24 protein-coding genes are annotated in these 19839 nt (G+C 41.1%); 3 read left to right on the top strand and 21 right to left on the bottom strand.

The genetic code is table 11. The features are described 5' to 3' along the window. Window positions 1-8: 8 nt before the first annotated feature. The 7 genes from ASU31_RS10680 to ASU31_RS10640 form a co-directional block, all read right to left on the bottom strand. Entirely contained in the window at window positions 9-380 is a 372-nt protein-coding gene (locus tag ASU31_RS10680) for a hypothetical protein (protein WP_057932317.1), read from the bottom strand. 6 nt (window positions 381-386) lie between these two features. Continuing rightward, complete coding sequence (locus ASU31_RS10675; RefSeq protein WP_057932316.1) at window positions 387-614, bottom strand: hypothetical protein; 228 nt, start codon at window positions 612-614, stop codon at window positions 387-389. Continuing rightward, entirely contained in the window at window positions 611-913 is a 303-nt protein-coding gene (locus tag ASU31_RS10670; RefSeq protein ID WP_157257974.1) for a hypothetical protein, read from the bottom strand. Before ASU31_RS10670 ends, ASU31_RS10675 begins: the two co-directional genes overlap by 4 nt. Window positions 914-959: 46 nt before the next feature. Next, window positions 960-2021 carry a DUF932 domain-containing protein gene (locus ASU31_RS10665; RefSeq protein ID WP_057932314.1) on the bottom strand — a complete coding sequence of 354 codons (1062 nt, stop codon included), beginning with the start codon at window positions 2019-2021 and terminating at the stop codon, window positions 960-962. 12 nt (window positions 2022-2033) lie between these two features. Continuing rightward, entirely contained in the window at window positions 2034-2201 is a 168-nt protein-coding gene (locus tag ASU31_RS27450; protein ID WP_157257973.1) for a hypothetical protein, read from the bottom strand. Between the two features lie 372 nt (window positions 2202-2573). Continuing rightward, on the bottom strand, window positions 2574-3080 hold the full coding sequence (locus tag ASU31_RS10650) for a hypothetical protein (protein WP_057932311.1): 507 nt from the start codon (window positions 3078-3080) through the stop codon (window positions 2574-2576). A gap of 337 nt (window positions 3081-3417) precedes the next feature. After that, window positions 3418-4065, bottom strand: a complete 648-nt coding sequence (locus ASU31_RS10640) for a UPF0758 domain-containing protein (protein ID WP_057932309.1) — start codon at window positions 4063-4065, stop codon at window positions 3418-3420. Between the two features lie 305 nt (window positions 4066-4370). Between ASU31_RS10640 and ASU31_RS10635 the strand changes: the two genes are divergently transcribed. Further along, entirely contained in the window at window positions 4371-4625 is a 255-nt protein-coding gene (locus ASU31_RS10635) for a hypothetical protein (RefSeq protein WP_157257972.1), read from the top strand. A gap of 97 nt (window positions 4626-4722) precedes the next feature. On the opposite strand, the gene ASU31_RS10630 is transcribed toward ASU31_RS10635, so the two are convergent. Then, window positions 4723-6393: an AIPR family protein gene (locus tag ASU31_RS10630; protein WP_057932307.1), complete on the bottom strand. Its 1671-nt coding sequence runs from the start codon at window positions 6391-6393 to the stop codon at window positions 4723-4725. A gap of 27 nt (window positions 6394-6420) precedes the next feature. After that, window positions 6421-7395 (bottom strand): BT4734/BF3469 family protein, encoded by a 975-nt coding sequence (locus tag ASU31_RS10625; protein WP_057932306.1) that lies wholly within the window; start codon window positions 7393-7395, stop codon window positions 6421-6423. Between the two features lie 552 nt (window positions 7396-7947). On the opposite strand from ASU31_RS10625, the gene ASU31_RS10620 reads away from it, so the two are divergent. After that, window positions 7948-9417: a reverse transcriptase/maturase family protein gene (locus ASU31_RS10620; protein WP_167346175.1), complete on the top strand. Its 1470-nt coding sequence runs from the start codon at window positions 7948-7950 to the stop codon at window positions 9415-9417. A gap of 12 nt (window positions 9418-9429) precedes the next feature. Here ASU31_RS10620 and ASU31_RS28000 read toward each other — a convergent pair whose 3' ends face one another. Together ASU31_RS28000 and ASU31_RS10615 are read right to left on the bottom strand one after the other, a co-directional pair. Further along, complete coding sequence (locus ASU31_RS28000; RefSeq protein ID WP_280739848.1) at window positions 9430-9558, bottom strand: hypothetical protein; 129 nt, start codon at window positions 9556-9558, stop codon at window positions 9430-9432. After that, the gene (locus ASU31_RS10615; RefSeq protein ID WP_057932304.1) at window positions 9558-9995 is read right to left on the bottom strand and encodes a hypothetical protein; all 438 of its coding nucleotides are present in this window, start codon (window positions 9993-9995) and stop codon (window positions 9558-9560) included. Before ASU31_RS10615 ends, ASU31_RS28000 begins: the two co-directional genes overlap by 1 nt. Before the next feature lie 321 nt (window positions 9996-10316). On the opposite strand from ASU31_RS10615, the gene ASU31_RS10610 reads away from it, so the two are divergent. Further along, complete coding sequence (locus ASU31_RS10610; protein ID WP_057932303.1) at window positions 10317-12011, top strand: hypothetical protein; 1695 nt, start codon at window positions 10317-10319, stop codon at window positions 12009-12011. 166 nt (window positions 12012-12177) lie between these two features. Here the strand turns inward: ASU31_RS10610 and ASU31_RS10605 are convergent, their stop codons facing one another. From ASU31_RS10605 to ASU31_RS10560, 10 genes are read right to left on the bottom strand one after another with little or no spacing between them, the layout of a single operon-like run. After that, window positions 12178-12306, bottom strand: coding sequence for a histone H1 (locus ASU31_RS10605; protein WP_425339029.1), 129 nt, complete (start codon window positions 12304-12306; stop codon window positions 12178-12180). Window positions 12307-12363: 57 nt separating this feature from the next. Next, on the bottom strand, window positions 12364-13635 hold the full coding sequence (locus tag ASU31_RS10600) for a hypothetical protein (RefSeq protein ID WP_057932302.1): 1272 nt from the start codon (window positions 13633-13635) through the stop codon (window positions 12364-12366). 11 nt (window positions 13636-13646) lie between these two features. Further along, window positions 13647-14687, bottom strand: a complete 1041-nt coding sequence (locus ASU31_RS10595; RefSeq protein WP_057932301.1) for a hypothetical protein — start codon at window positions 14685-14687, stop codon at window positions 13647-13649. Next, window positions 14687-15745, bottom strand: a complete 1059-nt coding sequence (gene traM, locus ASU31_RS10590; protein ID WP_057932300.1) for a conjugative transposon protein TraM — start codon at window positions 15743-15745, stop codon at window positions 14687-14689. Before traM ends, ASU31_RS10595 begins: the two co-directional genes overlap by 1 nt. Window positions 15746-15774: 29 nt before the next feature. Continuing rightward, complete coding sequence (locus ASU31_RS10585) at window positions 15775-15996, bottom strand: hypothetical protein (RefSeq protein WP_057932299.1); 222 nt, start codon at window positions 15994-15996, stop codon at window positions 15775-15777. Then, window positions 15993-16622: a conjugative transposon protein TraK gene (gene traK / locus ASU31_RS10580; RefSeq protein ID WP_057932298.1), complete on the bottom strand. Its 630-nt coding sequence runs from the start codon at window positions 16620-16622 to the stop codon at window positions 15993-15995. The genes ASU31_RS10585 and traK overlap by 4 nt, the downstream gene beginning before the upstream one ends. Window positions 16623-16624: 2 nt before the next feature. Continuing rightward, on the bottom strand, window positions 16625-17818 hold the full coding sequence (traJ, locus tag ASU31_RS10575) for a conjugative transposon protein TraJ (RefSeq protein WP_057932297.1): 1194 nt from the start codon (window positions 17816-17818) through the stop codon (window positions 16625-16627). A 1-nt stretch (window position 17819) separates the two neighbouring features. Next, on the bottom strand, window positions 17820-18470 hold the full coding sequence (locus ASU31_RS10570) for a hypothetical protein (protein WP_057932296.1): 651 nt from the start codon (window positions 18468-18470) through the stop codon (window positions 17820-17822). Beyond that, window positions 18457-19137 (bottom strand): hypothetical protein, encoded by a 681-nt coding sequence (locus ASU31_RS10565; RefSeq protein ID WP_057932295.1) that lies wholly within the window; start codon window positions 19135-19137, stop codon window positions 18457-18459. The genes ASU31_RS10570 and ASU31_RS10565 overlap by 14 nt, the downstream gene beginning before the upstream one ends. Continuing rightward, entirely contained in the window at window positions 19124-19825 is a 702-nt protein-coding gene (locus ASU31_RS10560; RefSeq protein ID WP_057932513.1) for a hypothetical protein, read from the bottom strand. The genes ASU31_RS10565 and ASU31_RS10560 overlap by 14 nt, the downstream gene beginning before the upstream one ends. Between the last annotated feature and the right edge of the window lie 14 nt (window positions 19826-19839).

The following is a 19839-nucleotide window of genomic DNA, read 5'->3' as shown; positions in this document are numbered from 1 at the left end:
TTAAGTCCCTATGTAAACAGGGCTCGTACGATCAGTTTAAATTTTTCATTTTTACTGTCTTTGTCTGCGTATTTTATAATCCGATCTGTGACAAATAGTGAAGTGTAAGTAAAGTATAACTGATCGGAAAACACACGGCTGCTCTTATTCATGTTATAACCATGTTTTTTTATGATGCCTGCGGTTTCCTCTGCCAGGCTCTGCCAATAGTTAAAAGACATAAAGCCAGAATCCCAATTCTGTCTGTAATCTTCTTTATTGGTTTTGAAATCCTCACAAAATGCGCTGATTTGCTCCAATATCATTGGTATTTCATCAGGAAATAGATCATGTAAAAGCCTTGCTTTTTCTGAACCTGTTAATGATGTTAAATTTTTCATGCTGTTTTAGTTATTGTGGTTATCTGTTCGGGTTGATAAATGGTCGTTTTTTAATGCACCCAATTTTTGAAATAGGTCTTTCCAGTATCGTTGGCGTTTTTTGGCAAATGCCGCCTGTTCCTCGCTGGGCACATCGTACAAAAAGCTGATATAAAATGCGACCTGTTTTAACGCTTCATTCAAATCGGTTACCTCGATCAACGCGCCATCCAAATCTTTTATGTAAGTTTTCATGGTGCGGGTTTTTGAGGTAAGTTTTTTAACGCTTCGCTAAAGTCCGTGGGAATTTCGGGCGGATAATCAGCCAGTTGGATTTTTAAGGTTTCCTCCCCCCGATAGGCAAAAGCCACCCGACAGGGTATTACGTTATTAATGGTTATGATCTCGGTTTTACGTTTTTTGAGTTTAAAATAAATGTCCCAAAGGGCGCTATTGAAATTTAGCCCCAAACCTTTAATCAGGTGCCGTTTATAGGTTTTTCCGTTACGCTTTTTAACGTCAACATTAAAATTGAAGTCATAGCAAATCATCATTTCTGCCATAATAAATAATTAAGGGGGATTGCTCCCCCGATTAGAATTAATTAAGCGCCCCAATTCCACCAGTGGCAAAATCACTGCACAGATCAAAAGCCTTTTGGCTGCGCTGCAAGCCTGTGCCATACATAATTGATTTGAATTTGCTTTCGGTGTCCTTGTAACTTTTGGCATTTTGGAAATAACCTGTTACCGCATTGTAAGCACCGAACAAAGTGCCTTTGGTGGTTTCCTCCTGTTGGGTAGGACTGGAAAAAGCGTATTCCATCACCTTTTCTACAGTATTGGTATATAGCGTTGAAAGGTCTTCAAATCGCCCCGCCTTTAAAGCCTCGCTGGTTTCCCTGTTGGGTGACATGGCCAGCCCAATTAATTGTTTAACCTGGCTGTCCGTAATCCGAACCCTTGACCAATGGTTAAATACTTCTTCCAGTTCATTGGCTAAACGGTTGGTTAAACCTAAAAGCTGGTGCGCTACTTTTAACCTGTCCTGTACGTTTGCGGTATGTTTCAAGCGGATGCAATTGGTCTTGTTGCGCATGGCAGCGTTCAGCGTATTATTGCAGACGATGCGCGTAGGGGTAAAGGCTGCCGTGATACTGCCGTAACCATCGTGCGAGGTGGTTAAAAATAAATACTTTTCTATCAGGTCATTACGGCCAACACGGATATAATCGGGCAATTTAGCCGTAATAAAAATGCGCTCGCCTTTGCCCAATGCGCCTGCAGTCTCATACAAAATGCCACCACTACCGCCAACAATACTGTCGAAAAAGTCAAAGGCATGTACATTCTGTACAATCTCATAATCCTTGCCAACAACTCCCAAAACCTGTTCTGTATCCTTGCGCACAGTCGCATAATAATCCGGAACAGCAAGTTCAGGAATCACCAGATCGCGCTCAGGATCGCCCAAATTGTTTTCATTGTCGAAAGTAAACAGCTTGCGTTTTTCAACCGTATAATCCAGTCCGGCAAAACGTAACGCCTCCGCACTGGTCGGGTAATCCTCTATAATCGTACCCAGTCCGTGCCATGCTTTTTCCTTTACGCTCATAAATGCGTGTTTACCTGTAATGCTGTTATAATTGATGTTGTGTCCCATTGTCTTAAATTTTTAAAAGGTTTCAGCTTCTAATAATTCGGTATTTGTTACCCGCACATTTTCTGTGTCACTAAATGAATAGCCCGTGTTTTGTTCAAATTCGGCTATGGTTTCTGAAAGGCTTTGTAAACTGCTTTCAACCTCTACTCTAACCGTGAGGTACAATAAATGACTTTTCATGCCGGGTAAGTTTAGGATTTCTGATTCTTGATAATAAAATTTCGGTTTCCAGTATATTGATATTGGCCGTATCGCTCATCATTAAACTTGATTGGCTTTCAATTTCCCCGATCATATCGGACATGCTGGTATGGTCTGCGTGAACCGTCACGCGCACCATAATACATAAGGTTTCGTATTTCATATCGGTAATCTGTGGTTGGTTTTAAATTCCCTGTAATGGGTATAAAATGCCGTTGGGTTATCCTCTTCGAATTCCTCCGCATAACCCTCCCAATACATTTTGTCCAAAAATTCCTTGAATGCATCTAACATGGCTGAATATTTAAAATGAATAGATAGCCTCCCGAAAACCTCGGGAGGCGTTACCATCTAGGCAGGCAATACAATTCCTGCCTCAACCTCGGCCAAACGTTCAGCAAAACGGCCACTGATAAATACCACTGTTCCTTTAATAACAGACGGACTTTTAGTACTGAACCTGTTGCCCTTGTTATCACTAATCACCAATTCACAAAACTGAAAAGCCGTTTCATCTTCCAGTTCATCGACGTTTTCTTTTTGCTCCTCCTCAAAACCTGCGAGCGAATCGATATAACCTTTGTACCTATCGCGTAAAGCAGTCCTTTTGCTTAATTCCGCAACCAGTTTTAGCGTTTCATCTAAATTCAATACAGGTTTTTGCTGTGCCAGCTGCTCCTTTAAATCCACTTTTGACGGGCCGACTGCTCCTAAAGGGTTTAATTGTTCCTGCTGATTTTTAGTCTCTGCTTTTTTGGTTTCCACATTAACCGGATTACCTGCAACAAAACGAGGGGTTTTGTCTGATTTTGTACCACTTACGTTTGCTTGTCCATTTTGATTTACTTTAGTTTCCATTTTTTGAAAAATTAAATTGTTCACCCTGCGTACTACCTTTCGGCAGGAGCCATCTCTGGCTTTTTGTTAAGCACCCGCATCTGATTAAAGCAGGGGAGACGGCAAGCCTTTGCCACAAAAAATACTACCCGGAGCGCAGCGGAGGTGTGGAGATTTTTTGTGAGCAAGCCCGCAGGGCTCAGGCTTGCAAGGCGATACTGCGGATCAGAACTTTGTTGCGCAAACAGCCAAATTCTCCACAAATCAGATCTTTTTGAACCTTAGCAAAGCGTAATAAAAGCAGGGAACCAAGAAAGGCAGCTACAGCTGCAAAGCAACCTGATCGAAAACAAAACCTTTAACTATTCAAGAAATAGGCAGGTTCATCACCAGCGTCACCAGGTTTTTTAACCAGATAAACAGTTTTGAACTCCGGAGCAGGCGTATATATCCTGTGGGCGAGTTCAATTGCAGCAAGGATAGCACTGGCCTTGGCAACACCCATGCCCTTAAATTTGCACAAAGAAGAATAACTACATTGCTTTAGCAGATGGGGCCTACCACCATGGCCATCATAGATACGTTTGCCCAGCTCAACCGCACTTTCTCTCGGCGTACCTGATCCCACCAAAATTGCCAACAGTTCCTCTGTGGTTAATCGGGAAGCTCCTTTGGAAAACAATTTTTCGCGTGGGCGCGCATCTTCCGGCATTGCCTTAATGCCTTTAGCGGATTTGTATTCTTCAGCCATATCATAAACCGTTTGATAACCCTCATACTGATAAGCTGCTGCCTGGAATACCGAACGCATCGCCCCTAAAAATTCAGGCAGGTGATCTTCAAAAACAACAAAACTCCAGCGTTTATAACTTCCGTCATTCTGCTGCTCACTACGGGTAAGCTGTATGTATCTGCTATTATTGTCTGCCCGTTTGAGATCGATAAAATAGTGTCTTTTAGAATTGGCCGAAAAGAATTCCGAAGCCAGTAATTGTTTATTTTTCATTTTGTGAAAGAGTTGGTTCGCAGCAAACCTCGCTCAGACAGGCCGAAACAATCGGTATAAAATGAAATTACCCGATCAGCTTGTTCATTATCCGATCCTGAAAAGAAATACCCGATAAAATGGCTATATTGCACCATACCAAATACTTACCGATGAGCCAAATTTAGCATGAATCACTAAAGACCTGCACTTATTGCGAGAAGATTTTGCACGGTAGGAGTGATCAGCGATTTTGTAATGATAATTGCCGCAATACCTACAACCGGAACAAAAGGGCGGCCGATAAGGTCAAAGAGCATGAGAATATGCCCGAGATATTCCGCATCATAAAAAAGAATTATCAAATTCTTAAAAAAAGGTGCGACAGACCATGTGAAGAGAACGAAAGCTTTATGACCGATACTACCGCCTTAATAGCAGAGGGATTCAACCCAAAGTTTTTTACCAGCATTGCGACCGATAGTACTGGATCGAAATGGTACTGTGTGTTTGAAATCGGATTTATTATGGGCGTGAAAGATATTTTTATCAAAGATTTTCCAAAACAGGCTCAAGTTTAAAAAAACAATCTATTTCAGAATAAATTCAAGAAAGTGGCCTACAAGTCCTGATGCAGGCCACTTTGAGGCTGATGTTTAAAGTTTTGAAAGCGATGTTTTAAACCAAAATTGATTTTAAGTGCCTGCACTTTGTATAGTTTCTCAAGACATACACAATCATGGAATCAGGATATTCGGTTCCTATTTTTTGGTGAAGCTCGGCGATCGTAGTATCAATTAACGATTGTAGCTTTTTTGATTTAAAATCAGCAAAAGATTTGCTTTCATCTGGCCAAATATCTTTTGGACATTTTTGGTAGACTATATGTGCTACTAACGAATTGCCATACAGATTAATGCTCCGTTCCTTACCTGATGTTTTAGCAGCTAGATCTTTTAAGGTTTGCGATATTGCTCGGTATATAGAAACTACTTTGATCACTTTGGCAGCAGTTGTTCCAGAATTAAAAAGATCTGTGTAGGGAGCGGTTGTGACATCCTGCCATAACTTTCCCGACTCTTTTTTGACCATTGTTGAGTAATCAACATTGGGATTAAATGAAGCCATTCCAAAGGCAACCTCGTCGAGGATATAGTTGGTCTCATCTGGTAAAATTTTATCTTCACTTCTTTTGAAGTGATAATCGATATTTTCCATTTTCAGCTCGATTTTCAGGCGAGCTTGTTCAGGATCCAATGAGATAAAATCTTTCTTGTCAACTTTGTTTTGAGTATTTGTAGCAATTGTAATTCTCTTTCCGAATCCCTGCGCAGCATCCTCCAAAGAAATAAACTTCACAATTACCCGGATTTTTTCAAGTTCATCCGGATTTGCATCATACATTGAGCCGATAGTACCGAGGGTTTGGGCTCCATTAACTACAGCCATACCATTGCATTCAAAAATGCCAACAGATTTGTCCGCTCCTCCAATGACTTTCTTTTTGATTTTTTCACACAGAACAGTAATTCCATTGTTGAAATAAACGAAGTTTTCAGGTTCAGTCTTAATTGTTTGTATGATTTCGTCATTAGCCCCTGAATTTCCTAAAAAACTCCTAATGTTTTCTGTAAATAATCGTACTCCGTACTTCTGGTATAACGTCCCAAGGTCGGTACCCGAAACTTGACCATAATAGGATTTGATAGGTTCTTCAATATGTCCCCAATTATTTAAGATCACGTCTTCAGTGATTGCAACATCCCCGATACCATGCTCTAAAACCCTATAAGCCTTGTCTAAATTGAAATCATGCAATATCACGATCTCGTCTGGATCATTAAGATCATCCATTAAATCCTGTAAGGAGAGGAGGTTATGAGTAGAGAGAGATTTTCCGGTATAAGCCAAAAGCAGCTGAACTTTTACGGAGGCATCATCGAGTGCTTGCAGTAAATCGACTTCTTTATTTTTTACTTTAGCATTAAACCTGGTGAAATCTCCATCAATCAAAAGTTTTACGCCCTTAGTAAATTTTTCAATGTCCCCGTTATCAATTCCACCTGTTCCATTGTGAATAAATTTAGTTTGAACAAGCCAAAGCCTTTTTGAGGTCTTATCGAAATAGATTGCATCAATACCATTGTCATCGAAGCCATCGGTGATAGAAGTTGAAGCTTCTTCGATGGTGCAGCCAGTTAACGCCATCAAAGCGTATGCTGTTAATGCTCTGGACTCGAAATTTTTGTCTATTTCTTCTTGTGATCTTTTTGTTAGGTCACTGAGGTCAATGCTTTCAGAAAATGTCTTTCTAAGGTACGCTTTTAAGCGGTTTACTTTAAGGCTCATAGAGGGTTAATTTTTGCCGCTAAAATATTAAATTAACTTTGAATGTTTTGGTTTGTTGAAATTAATAACATAGCCTTGCAATTGCGCCAAATAAATTATTGTATTAAATGAACTGGAGGATGTTCCATGTTGGTAGCAGTTTTCAATTAATCTTTCACTTGATCTTTCATCATGTCTTGCTCCGTCCAAACGGCAAAAGTCCAAAAAATATCTTCGACCAATATCTTTGGAAAATGTATTGCTAAGTGCAAATCCAACTCTCACCCATTCCTCATAAGTTCCAGTGATTGAAAGGCCTCTTTTCTTTAAATAATGATATATTTTTTTAAGGATTTTTTTTTGGCCCTCGTTGTTTATAATTGCTGATTTTGTAATGCTGATAGATTTCGAAATAATTTTCTGACTTGCGACTGAATCGCTATTTTGACTTTTTGAGTTTTCAGTAGTATCGTCATCAAAATTTAAGAAGTCAGTGCGAAATAACAATTCAGGATCGTATGAAATAAAACATAGCCTGGAAACATCTGATCCACTTTTATCGATTTCGACGCCGTATTCTGTGGTGAAATATTTAACCGCATTCTTGTACACCTGTTTATGTAAATCTCTACTACAGGATGTCGATATTAGGAATTTCAAACCATCTCCAGATGGAGATAACCATATTGCTACTACAAACATATCTTTAAATAAATCGTGCTTGATTTTTTGAAGACGTTCCCCTATTTTGTCTATATCAAGTACGATCAGAGAACTATAAGAGACAATACTCGAAGCATTTCGTGCCGGAGAAAAAGTTCCGGAAAAGGTTACTGCAGGTAGCTTGTTTTTATATAGCGTGTATTCTTCGCTATTCCCAGAATTGTAGATTTCACGCGCTGTGGTAATTATAGTTTTGAAATTTTCACCAGATATATTTTTCAAAATCCTTTCAAGATTTATTTCTATAAAGGAATTACCAAAAGGCTTGATATAGTATCCGACTTTGAATTTTTCTTGCATTATAGTTAAATATAGAATAAAAGTAATAATTTTAACCCGAGGGTAGTGAACTGGTAAGACAGTATTTAGAACTCGATCTATAATTTTAGATTAATATGGAAGGGAAATTCCTTTACAAGAAGAACCAGGTTTTAACCGAACCACACCGACCGACCAATTTTATTGCCACTGCCCTCATTTTTTTTATCTATGGGTGATTTCGAAAGTTGCTTCAGTTTCTATCAATTGGTAGATCAATTATGCCTTTATAGAGCAAAACTTTCTTTTTACACCCATAAAAATTCTTACCTGAATGATTATTGTAAGGTTGACCGCTGGAATGTAAGTGATATTCATAAGATACGGGATATCGAGTTCTTGAAAGATATTTTACCTCCAAGAAAACGTTGGTCTAGACCTAACAAACATATCAACCGAAAACAGCACACATCCTCAATCGAACTTAACAGGATTTCGATTAGAAACAAGGTGTTTATAGTTCACAGAGATTTTATCTCCGGCAAGGTTTCTTTTAAAAATAGCCCGATTTGGTATAGGAACTTAAGGTATTTTATGTTCGAACTCAGGATTGAGGTATTCGGTTCTACTCAGATTAAGATAAAAAAGCCAGATATTTTTCCAGCTAAAAAAAATCCAGATATCAAATCAGATATTCAAAGAAGACCTTTAGCGAAGTTCGAGCTTAAAGACAAGCTAATTCTAAGTCTTACAAATAAATATCTCACCAGAATTTTTGATAGCGAATTTTTAGATTCATCATTTGCTTTTAGATCACGGAATACATTAAAAAGTGGGCCTACACATCACGATGCAGTGGATCAACTTAAAAATTACCGCATTTCAAACATTGAAAAGGAACTTTTTGTTACCGAATGTGATATAAAAAAGTTCTTTGATTGTCTAGATCATGACATTATTGTTAGAGAATATTTTTCACTCAAAGAAATATTGATAAAAAGTGGATATACCGTTCATCCTAGGGCAGAGCAAATTCTATTGGCATATTTAGATTGCTATGCATTTAATAAAGATGTTTTCCCCAAAAATTTGGATGCAAATTACTGGATTGAACAGAATGATTATTCACCCAGAGGCAAATTTGGTTGGGTAAAAGAACTTGAAATTCCTGAGAATTTAGGAGGCGAAAGAAAAATAGGAATACCTCAGGGAGGAGCACTTTCAGGACTGATAGTGAACATATTATTGCACAAGGCAGATATCGCAATGGATAAAATTCCGGGATGGGGTAAAGATTTTCTTTACCTGAGATATTGTGACGACATGGTAATCATACACACCTCTCCTGAGAAATGCGGAACCCTGTTCGAAGAATATGTAAAGGTATTGGAATCGTTGAGTTTAATACCACATGACTGTATGGATCTAAAAACCAGGTATTCTAAAAAATTCTGGGATGATGTAAAATCGAGAGATGTTTATCTTTGGTCGAGAACACGTAAATCTGGATACGCGAATTCGCCTTGGGTTAGTTTTCTTGGTTATATGGTTCATTTCAATGGAGAATTGAAGGTGAGAAAAAAGTCAATTGAAAAACAGGAGAAAAAACATGAATTAGAAGCAAAAAAAACAATAAAGAAATTACGTCAACAAGAGGATTCGGTATTGCTTGAAAATAAAATGTCCATTATACAGAGTTTCGAAACCAAAATGTTTTCTATGGCTGTAGGAAAGGTTGATATAAGAAATTACAAAAGCATGCCTGTTGAAATGTGCTGGGCCGCTGGTTTCCATTTGATCGGCGAAAACAGTTTTACTAAAAACCAATTAAAAAAACTAGACAGATCAAGAAAAATTGCAGTTGCCCAATTGAAGAAATTCCTTAAACTTCGCACAGAAAAATTGGAACAATATTTAATTGACACAGGCAGAATGAACCCAATTTCAAAGAAAATGGTAGTGCTTCAAAATGAAGAAGTTAAAAGGAAAGCGCCAAAAACCATCTTCTCAAAATACCCTCACTCTTTCTACAGCATTCTAGAACGGGAAAAAAAGCTGCTTTAGCGTTTTGAGATATTAAGAAAGGGCAAAACATCTACCGTCCTCGATTACCCGTTTGGTAAGGTTAGAGATCTCTGCATCCCGACCGCTAAAACCATCGAAATTAGGCACATCAAAGTAATTAAAAGATGCAGTTGTCCCCATTACTTAACTTTAAAAAACTCACTGATTTTAGGTCCAAGCCATATTCCCAAGATGAATATGATAATACCAGATACTATATTAATTACAAAACCTACCCATCGTTCCTGATATTTACCTTTATTGACAGTCTTATCAAGTTCTATTAATAATGGTTGGATTTTTTCCTGTTCTATTTCTGCCAGTTTAGAGTATCTTTCGTATTCATCACTTAGGCGTTTAACCTGGTCTGTTCGTTCTGTTAGATCTTTCTGGAGCTCATCTACTAATTCCGAAGTTTCACGTAAAGCGACATAGGCCTTATTGATTTTTTCATTAATGTCTTGCTTTGATTTTTTGAGATCATTTAGGATATCATATAATTCCGGTGCTGGAATTAATGGTAAGGTGCGGAGAAAAAGTTTGATTACCTTATCAATTGTACTTTTTGGTATTGTCATGTCTGCCGAGCGATTAGAGCGGTAATTATTAGGTTAATACCAAGATATTAAAAATTAACTACAAGTTATTACATGTCGTTAGAGCAATAATGTTTTGACGAAAAAAAATGGCTATTTAAAATTTCTGCCCCACTGAAGGCATATTTAGTCTTTTTACTCACATTCTCGCGTACCTGAGAACGATTATTTTTGAGCAATGGCATAATCCCGCTTTGGTTTGGATTAATATTGTTTATTTTCTGAATCCATTATATTGTCGCTTACCAACGAATATTTTACTTTAGTATTTTATCAATTTTTAACGACTTTTTATTCTTATAAATGAGAGAAAATAAGATTTGTGGTTTAAACCTTTCAGAGGGTACAATAGAATATCTAAAGCAGGAAGGAATGGCTATATATCCTGGCAGTCTGGGAAAGCAGGTGCAAATTACATATCCAAGTTACGTTAGTAACCTACGGGTAAATCCACAGGCAGATATACCAAAAAACCTGCATGAATATAGCAAGATTATTATTGATCTGACTACTGAAGCGATCGTCCCATACAGGTCAAGTGATCACGGGAAAATAAATGAAAAATCTAACCGCGGCACATATATTGAATGTCATCAACCTCAAAGTTTATTTGATCCGACACCTCTGATACTTAGCATTCTTCAGAATGAGTTAAGCAATGCCCTGCAGCAGGGGGCATTGCTTATTGTGTTTTGTGGTAGAAACGAGAAAATTGAATATCATTTCAGCGGTGAGCGCGAATCATCGTATGAACGCCAAACTTACTCGTTTCTTCCAGATTTTCCTGGAATAAACAATCGCCAGGGAGAAATACTTAAGGCTGAAAAGGGCACCAACGAGATTTATAGCCTGATAAGGAAGCATTTACCTGGGGCTCGGTACCACGTGACTTTTAATTTGCCTCGGACATATCAGGACGGAAAACCACAGCTTGAGAAGAATTATTATCCACTGGTGTTTTCTCATGATGATGAGGTAGTAAGCTTTTGCATTCTGGACGGAAAATCAGGCATTTTCTTTTTACCCGATATCGACAATAAAGGTGTTTTTTTAAAAGAGTTTTTTACACAGGCAGGCCCTGAGCTGCTGCCAGCACTTTTTCCTGATGAGGTAAAAGATAAATGGTTGGAAAATAAAAGATACAGCTTGCCGAATCAAGAAAAGCTATTGCATGAACGGGAGAAAATTATAGAACAGTTTACTGAGAAGCTTAAGGAAAAAGACCTGGAAATTGACCGCAATAACTTGGAATACGGTTATTTAAAGACATTACTTACAGGTTCCGGTACAGAGTTGGTTACAGCCGTAATCAAATTCCTACACTGGTTGGGTTTTGATCATGTGGTCGATGCAGATACTTTACCTTCTGAGGCAGGTGTGTTGGAAGAAGACGTACAAATTGAAACCGATAAAGGGCTAATCATCATCGAGGTAAAAGGAATCGGTGGTACCTCAACAGACTCTGAATGTAGCCAGATCGGAAAAGTAAGGTTCAGAAGGGCCAAGCAGCGGAATGATTTTAATGTATTTCCTCTTTACCTTGTCAACCATCAACGGCATCTCCCAGCTGAAAAACGGCAACACCCCCCTTTTAATGCCAACCAGATAAGTGATGCCATAAATGATCAGCGCGGAATGTTAAGCACGTGGCAGTTGTTTAACTTATTTTCATTAGTTGAAAAAGGCGTACTCACAAAAGATGAAGCCAGAGCCTGTTTTTATGGTATTGGACATATTGAGTTTATATCCCATAGTAAGAGATTTTTGGGCATACCAAAAGAATATTTTAAAAACAATACTGTGGCGATACTCGAGATGACAGACGAACCAAAAGTGAAAACCGGGGACCAGTTGATAGTTGTACATAATGAAGATGTTCAGATTGCCAAAATCCTCTCCATTGAGCTTAACGATGAACAAGTAGCTGAAAGTGCCGCGGGCGAGGTCGGCCTGTTGCTTGATATTAAAATAAAAAAAGGCGCGAAGTTATTTCTTTAAATTCTCAAGCTATGATGATAATTTGGTAATTTAAGAATTAACACAGCAATTGTTTGTCAAAATACCCTGCTCCAAAGAAGCAGGGTATTACATTCCCAAAACAGTTAACTTGTTTATTTACTTTCAGTATTCTTTAGCTCAGTAACCTCGTTACGGCCAGCCGAAGCTAGGTTTTTAATTTCATGTAGGCCTTACGCAGGCGTGTACCAGCTGCTTTATTGCCCTTAACATAAAACGAATTGGCATCAGCCTCAGTAGCTGCGATCAGCTCTTTTAATTTTTCAAAAGAATTCATATTTATTTTTGTTTTAAAGATTTTGTAAAAATAGAAAACGAAATAAAACAGCTGCAATTACATGCTCGGCGTATTTTCCTGCTGTTTATTTTTCTCCTTGCTGCGGGATTTGCCTTTACCATTCTCCTGATTTAATCCCTGGTCTTTTTTAAGCTCTTCCCGTTTCACCGGCTTACCACCGATTTCAAAGAAATTCAAGTTATTGTACCTGGGAACCGCCTCCATGCGTAAAGCCTTTTCCTGTCCATTTGGCAACACTACCGTTACCAGCGGCCGGTTTCCATTTTCGAGCTTTTCCACCAGTTGTGCTAACTGTTCTGGTTTTTCCAGCTCCTTAATCTGATAACCCGCCAGCTCTTTTTTCAGGTCGAAACCATAACCTTCGCCAAACTGTTTCATGGTATAATTTCCATAACGGTCTTTAGGCTGATCAAACTGATACACACTCCAGGCCTTATACTGTTCACCTGCACGGCTAACCAAATCTTCCCTAAATGCAGACCTGCCCTGAAGCATATTGGCCGCCTGCTCTATGCTAAAGCCTTTACCACGGTCCACATAGTGCGAATTGCGGATGATAGGACTATAAAAAGCCTGGGAGAATTCCTTTTTCACATAGTCGATCTTCCCATCTTTCATGGTCACCAAAGTATCCCTGTACTGCATATCCTTATCTTCAAATCTGCCGGCCGCCAACTCTGAATTTCCTTTTTGTTCCCTGAAATAATCCATTGCCTGTACCGCACTCTCAAACTGGCGCGTTAAGTTTTTCGGATCTCCGGCTGGATTAGGACTCGTCACCAGGTACTTGTGGTCTTTTTCCAAAGGCTTGGCTTTACTCTGCGCAACTTCAAAACGGTTCAGGTAGTAATAATCACTTTGACCCGATTTCTTCATGTGGATGGTAACATCCATTTTCCCCGCATCTGAAGGAATCTGCCCATGCACCGTAAATTTTTCAACGCCCTGTTCCATCATGGATTCAGCCGTTATAGCCATGGCCTCCGGCACTTTCAGTGCCTTGACCTCTGCACGAAAGTTTTCAAGCGAATTTCTGTTCATATCTTTATTGTTTAATGAATAATCTATTTTTTTTAAAGCGCCCATCAGCTCCAAAATGGGCTGGGCAACATGCCAGTTAAAGATCTGCTGGTTTTCTGCTGCATCTTCCAGTGCCGTAAACGGATCCCGGTAACACACCAAATCCCAGCTGCCACTGATTGGCTGATCGCTGTCATATACCACCCAGCTAAAACCAAGACTGGTCTGTTCTTCCAGGTAAGCTGCCAGTTCCCCTGCAAGCCCTTCTTTATCCGCTAACCTTACCATCTCGCTAAAAACTAAGCAATACCTAAAGACTGTGTTTGCTGCTTCTGCTGTACCTTACTGATCTTTAGTTCAGGCTTTATCTCCAGGCTTTTTTCTTTCTTTCTGATCACTTTTTCTAGCGAAACAACTCTCAGCCGCTCGTCCCGCAATAGTATTTTTCCGGACAAGGGACTTGCTTCCAGTAGTATTTTCTCCCCGGAAAGAGAATTTACTGCAATATGGTTTCCCCGTTCCATTGCTTTTAAAATATGCGATGAGAGAAGCTCAGGCCGGTTCAACCCACCAGCAATCTGCTCCATCTGTTTTCCCAGGTCAAATCCATCTGCTTTTCCAAACTCCCGAAGTAAGGGAGCATTTAAAGAAGTAAAATCCAGTTGTAGCCATTTTGCCTCTGAAATGCCGCCCACCCCAAAATCCTTCAATACTGCGCGTCCCTGTAATAGATTCAGCGCTTCCTGCGAAGAAATGTCCATTGCAACATCAAATCCAAAAGATCTGTTACTTTCCGGATCAAAAGTATTTTCCAGCTTCCCGGAATAACCCTGCAGCTTAAACTGCCCCGAGACATCCTTTTCCAGGTGCAAAACCATTTCAAAACGCTTCCCTGCACGCTGGAGAGATGAAAGGGAAATATCCACCTGCTGCCGCTGAAAGTCTAAAGCCCGTTTCAGATTTAGTTTTGTGGTATCAATACCAAGCCCACTGGTAACCTTATCCAGCGCCGCCATGTTCCTTTTTTTTAACCTACCCTCCTTAAGCCTAACCAGTGGCTGGTCTAATACCAGTCTTTTGATCTTATTAGCAAGCCGAACGACTGGGTGGGGGTAAAGCTCTTTTTCAAGCCTTCGGATAGATTTTCGGATGATGGCCAATACCAGTTTTTCATCAGGGCTAGCTGAAGAAATACGCTGCATACCTGCCGATAAAAATTCTAATTTTTCCCTTCCAAGATTTTCTGATATTTTACCATGCCCGAAAACTTCCAGCAGCATTTTTTCCTTAGCTTCCCAGTTCCGCCAAAGCGCTATCGCCCTATTGACTTCAGCAGCCATCACTTCAGTTTTTTGGTGTTGTCACGCAGCAATAGGGGATAACCCGCTTTCAGGTTCTGCTTTACCCGGCCGATCTTTTTGGTCAGCAAAGATTTCGCTGCATCTATACCAGCCCCTGCAATCTGCGTGGTCAGATCAAAGCCCGACAGCCCCAGGCCTCCGATCGCATCGGTTGTGCCACCATTCACCGCATCGGTTAACAGTGCCTCCGGCGCATTAATTCCCTGCATGGCATCACGCTGATCAAATACAGTCAGATTAACCGGGATGACCTGGTTACCCAGACGCACATTTTTGATCTCCAGGTTTAACCGCTGGTTAGAAAAAGCGGCCAAGCCGAATAGGGGATGCCCTTTAGGAAAAACAACGCCATTCAGCACCACAGAATCCAGTAAACGAAGCTCTACAACAGAACCTTGTCTTGCTCTTTGGTTCATCGCAATCACTGCCGGAATGGCTTTAAATAAACTATCCGGTACAATCTTAGCATCCTGTTTTTTATAAATCTGTCCGGCCAGATCAGGATTCTGCACAGCAATAAGCTTATCCATCATCGCATTCAACTGCACCATTTCAGGATCAACTTCAGCCGAATTCTCCTTCATATTTTTCATCAGGGCTTCCAACCGGTCCACATCGCTGGTCATTTTGTTATTCTGAAAACCTCCGGTAAGATCAATACCACTGCCAGCATTGTTTTTCGGCGCCGCATAAGGCGCATTGATTTCTTTATTAATTGCCGCCAGCTTTTCATTGATCTGGGCAGTCTGCGGATCTTCTTTCATATCCAATCCAAACTTAGCCGCAATGGCATCTATTCCACCTATCTTACCCGAATCCGCAATTACCTGATTATAAATTTCCATTTTATCATCAGGCTGCTTGCCCTTAAACTGCGCATCGGGTAAAGCTGTATTGATGCCTTTGGGCAAAGCAGCCTGCTGAGCGCTTATACCACTACCACCGCCCAGCGCATAAAAGCCAAAGGCTAAAAAAGGCAGTACCAAAAAGGGAAGCAGCATCAGTACCTTCCTTTTTTCCATTCGATTTCTTTTCATTGTTATCGTTTAAAAGGTGAATAATATTGTTAATTGAATGTCTGCATCACTAAATGGATCAGGTAAGCACCAAAACCAGCGCAAAAACAGACCAGTAAAAACAGCCATGTTTTAGGATGCAGATCAGCAGTTTTAGCGTTTAGCCAACCCGACAACTGGCGCTGTACCGCTAAAATCCTGCCTGCGATCCTAAAGGCAAACCTTTCCTGACCATCAGATAGGGGCCTGCTATATTTCCTGAATAACTTCATGGTTCCGGCATTTTAGGGTTCACATCCGCATTAACCAGTGTTTCCCATTTCTGGATCAGAAAACCATGCGGATTGTTATCGGTCTGGGATTCCAGTACACGCAGCTCTCCGCGTGTGACCAGCTTTCTGACCACTGTACTGCTGGAGCGGATCAGTCGCTGCGTAGCGTAACAGGTAAAGCCATAAGGCGCATGATCCAGCGATAAGGCAATGCTGTCAATTTCAATGTGCTGGGAGATATTGGCAGAGATCAGGTTATTGTAATAACCGCTCTCTTTTAAATTATCATAAGCCTTTTTAGCCGAGCCATCCGCCAGATACAAAGCCTTGGCAATTCCTGCCGAAATCGCCTTTTCATCCGGATCAAGCGTAAAAAACAAGCGGTGAAAGGTGCCGATATGGTCACGCATTTCTACCGGCAGGTTCTGCTTCCGGTCAGCGGAAATCGCCTCCAGCAGCTTTCCATTGTGCAGGATAAATATCCTCGAACCATTTTCGCGTACCAATGAAAAAGAGCAGTACACTGCTGCAGAGGTCAGCAAAACACAGCAAACCAGAAATACGATGCTGAAGCGTTTAATGTGCTGAAAAGCACGGTCTATATTTTTTAGTTGCGTAAATACCATAGCTATCCGTTTTTACCTCCTGCAATTTTATCCTTCATGTAATCATTGCCATCTGAAACCTCACCACCACGCATTTTTCGGTAGGCGTTACCCATCGCATCGGCCGCCATACCACCAGCAGCGCCAGTAGCATTCATCGCAGAGCGGCCACCACCGACTACCAGTGAATTCACTTTTTGCAGGATCGCATTACCTCCACCGGCATGAACAATATAATTGGCCACATTCGGCACCGTGAAATAACCTACGATACCAATCACCAAAAACACCAGGTAAGCGCTATCTGATGCGCTAAAAAACGTATCCCCCGATTCCCCGATCTGTGAAATATCGATTTTTAACATGTTTTCCTGTATTTTACCCAGGATGCTGCCAAAAATATTGGCTACCGGAAGCCACATAAAAATGTTCACGTAGCGGGCAATATAAACCGTGAGCGTATGCTGGAAACCATCAAATACCGCAAATCCGAACACCAGTGGCCCCAAAATCGCCAAAACGATCAGGTAAAAGGTACGGATGGTATTGATGCACAAAGCAGCAGCTGCAAAAAGCACCTGTAAAACCTCGCTCATCCATTGCTTGATGTTGTTGCGGAAATTATAGCTCATTTTCTCCATTTGAAACTGAAGCCCATTGCCCAGCGCATCCAGCATACTTTCTTCCTCGCGTTCAGGGTCCTTTGGATGCGTATAGCGGTACCATTTATCCGAATTTCCGGATCCGGTTTCTCCAACATACATCTGCCAGTTCCGTGTTTTCTTGATTGCAGCCTCTTTCTGTTTTAACAGTGCCGCAATCGCCTTATCACTGTTTTTCACCATATTACCCGTTGCAGAAACTACCGGCTGCAATACCCCATTCATCACGCTGATCACAACCGGGAATAACATAATCGCCATCCCCAAAGCAAAAGGCCGAAGGAGCGGATAAAAGTCCACCGGCTCTGCGCTGGCAATATGCCGCCATACCCTGGCTGAAATATAAAACAGTGCTCCAAAACCAGCCAGACCGCGAGCTACCCCGATCAGCTTAGCACAAAGCGGCAACATATCCTGATAAACATTATCCAAAACCGGCTGCAATCCCGAAATACTGCCCGCAAGGCCGCCGCCAGACTGCGCGAAACAAAAGCCGGGCAACAGCAAGCCTAAGGCCACCATAAAAACAGCCCTCAAAAAATTAATTTTTCCCATGTCAGTTCGTATTAAAATAACCGCTCAAACCCTTAACATCCGTTTTCTCCCGCTCCCTTTGCAAGGCCAATAGTCCCGCAGAAGAATTAAAAGACCGCAGAAACTCCAGTTTATCCACTGTGTCCGAAAAGATCCTATCAATCGCTTTCAGCCGCTCTTCATCGCTCATTCGCATCTGATTGGCAGTAATCACCATCGCCAGTTGGTCCAGGTTATCCAGGCTTTCATCAAATAGCCGCCTATACACCTTGGAAAGATAATCCAGTTCCGAGATCGTAAAATTCCCACTGGAATTAAAGCGCTTAAAAGCAGCCTTATATTCCGAAACAATAGCAGACTGGTAGCGGATAATATCCGCGATCTTGTAATACTTGCGCACCTCGGGACTCACCAGCCAAAGCCCGTCTAAAAATACCTCGTGCAAAGAGAAATTACCCTGGGCAATGTTCTTTACCGCATTATAGCCCTTGGAAACCACCTCGTAGCCTTTTTTCATATCCGAGAGGATATTTTTCAGCTGTGAGAGCTTTTCTACATTTAATAGAAGCTGCTGGATTTCCTGCGACTGGCTGTAAGCAGAATTTATTCCCAATCCCAAAGACAGCACCAAAGAAAAAAAGCAGCACAGCAAAAACCTTCTAATCAATCCCATAATACCTCCTTAGCTTTTCTATGCTTTCTGATTCTATGCTTTGCTGCAAGATCAGCCTGCTGAACTGCCCGGAAAAATACCGGCTAAATGCTGATCTATCCATCATCCGCTCATAGATACCATTTAAACGCATCAGTCTTTCATCGTCCTTCATCTCCACCTTGCCCGAAGTAATCACCAAAAGCAGTTCTTCTAAATCTCCGTAACATTCTACCATCAGATTACCCGATACCGAGGCCAGGTACAAAAGCTGATCTGGCCGCAAGCCGGAAAGCCCCTTCAACCTGCTAAACCCCGCCACAATCTCCACCTGCATCGCCAGGATCTCCACCACCCGCACATCATCCCGGATAGCCGGGCTCACCTTTTTAAGACCCGTCACAAAAGCATTATGTAAGCCAAATTCGCCGCTTGAAATATCACGGATCGTTTCGATCCCAGATCCAACCAGTTCGTAGCCTTTCTTGGCATAACCGATATAGACCTGCAAGGCTGCAATCTGCTCCAGCAAATATTTCTGCTGCGTTTTTTTCTGCTTAAACCATTCGGCAAAAGTCTGCGCCCTGCATCTCGGTGCAGCTGCCGCAACCAGCAAAAGAACACCAATCCCCAGTATCAGTGCCTTTCTAAAAGACCTGATCCCTACACAAAAACTAATCGATCCCATAGAGCTCCTTTAATTGTTTGGTTTCAAATACCGACTTCGAGCGGCCGAGACTCAAAGCGATCTGCTCATCGTTAAAGGCCTTCAAATCATCGAAATTATCCTCTATTGCCTTTGCTGAAAGCTCAATCAGCTCCATTCTTGCCGCATCACTCATCTGGGTTTTAAAGGAATTGATTACCACAAACACCTGGTCCAGGTTTTTTACACTTTCCTTTAAAATGCCCGTATAGATTTCTTCCATGCGCAGGATCTCGTCAGGTGAAAAATGCTTGTCCTTTTTAAACAGCGATAGCGCCCATTGGTATTCCTGTACAATGGCCTTTTGGGTAGAGATCAGATCACGGATCTTTTTATAGGCCGAGATCACCGATTTCACTTTAACCAGGCTCTCATAGTACTCCGCATAAAGCTTCCGCTGCCTTTCAGTCCAGTCCGAGATTTCCCCCAGCTTTAATTTGCTTAAAGTGTTTTCAATCACCTTCTGCGCATTTTGCAGCCAGATCGTTTCATTCTGCAGACGCTGAACTTTCAGATCCACCGCCTTGACCACCTTTTTTACGCCCGCCTTAATCACTTCCGCTATAGCCAGCTGCGCCGAAGCCCCTTTAGGCAAAGCTGTCAGCAGTACCGTAGCACTTAAAGGTAGCACCACCATATAAACCTTAAGCCCCTCCATTATTTTTTTCATCTTTCTCATCATCA

Source organism: Pedobacter ginsenosidimutans (assembly GCF_001442625.1).
In the GTDB taxonomy this organism is placed as follows: domain Bacteria; phylum Bacteroidota; class Bacteroidia; order Sphingobacteriales; family Sphingobacteriaceae; genus Pedobacter; species Pedobacter ginsenosidimutans.
This window is presented reverse-complemented; position numbering and strand designations above follow the sequence as displayed.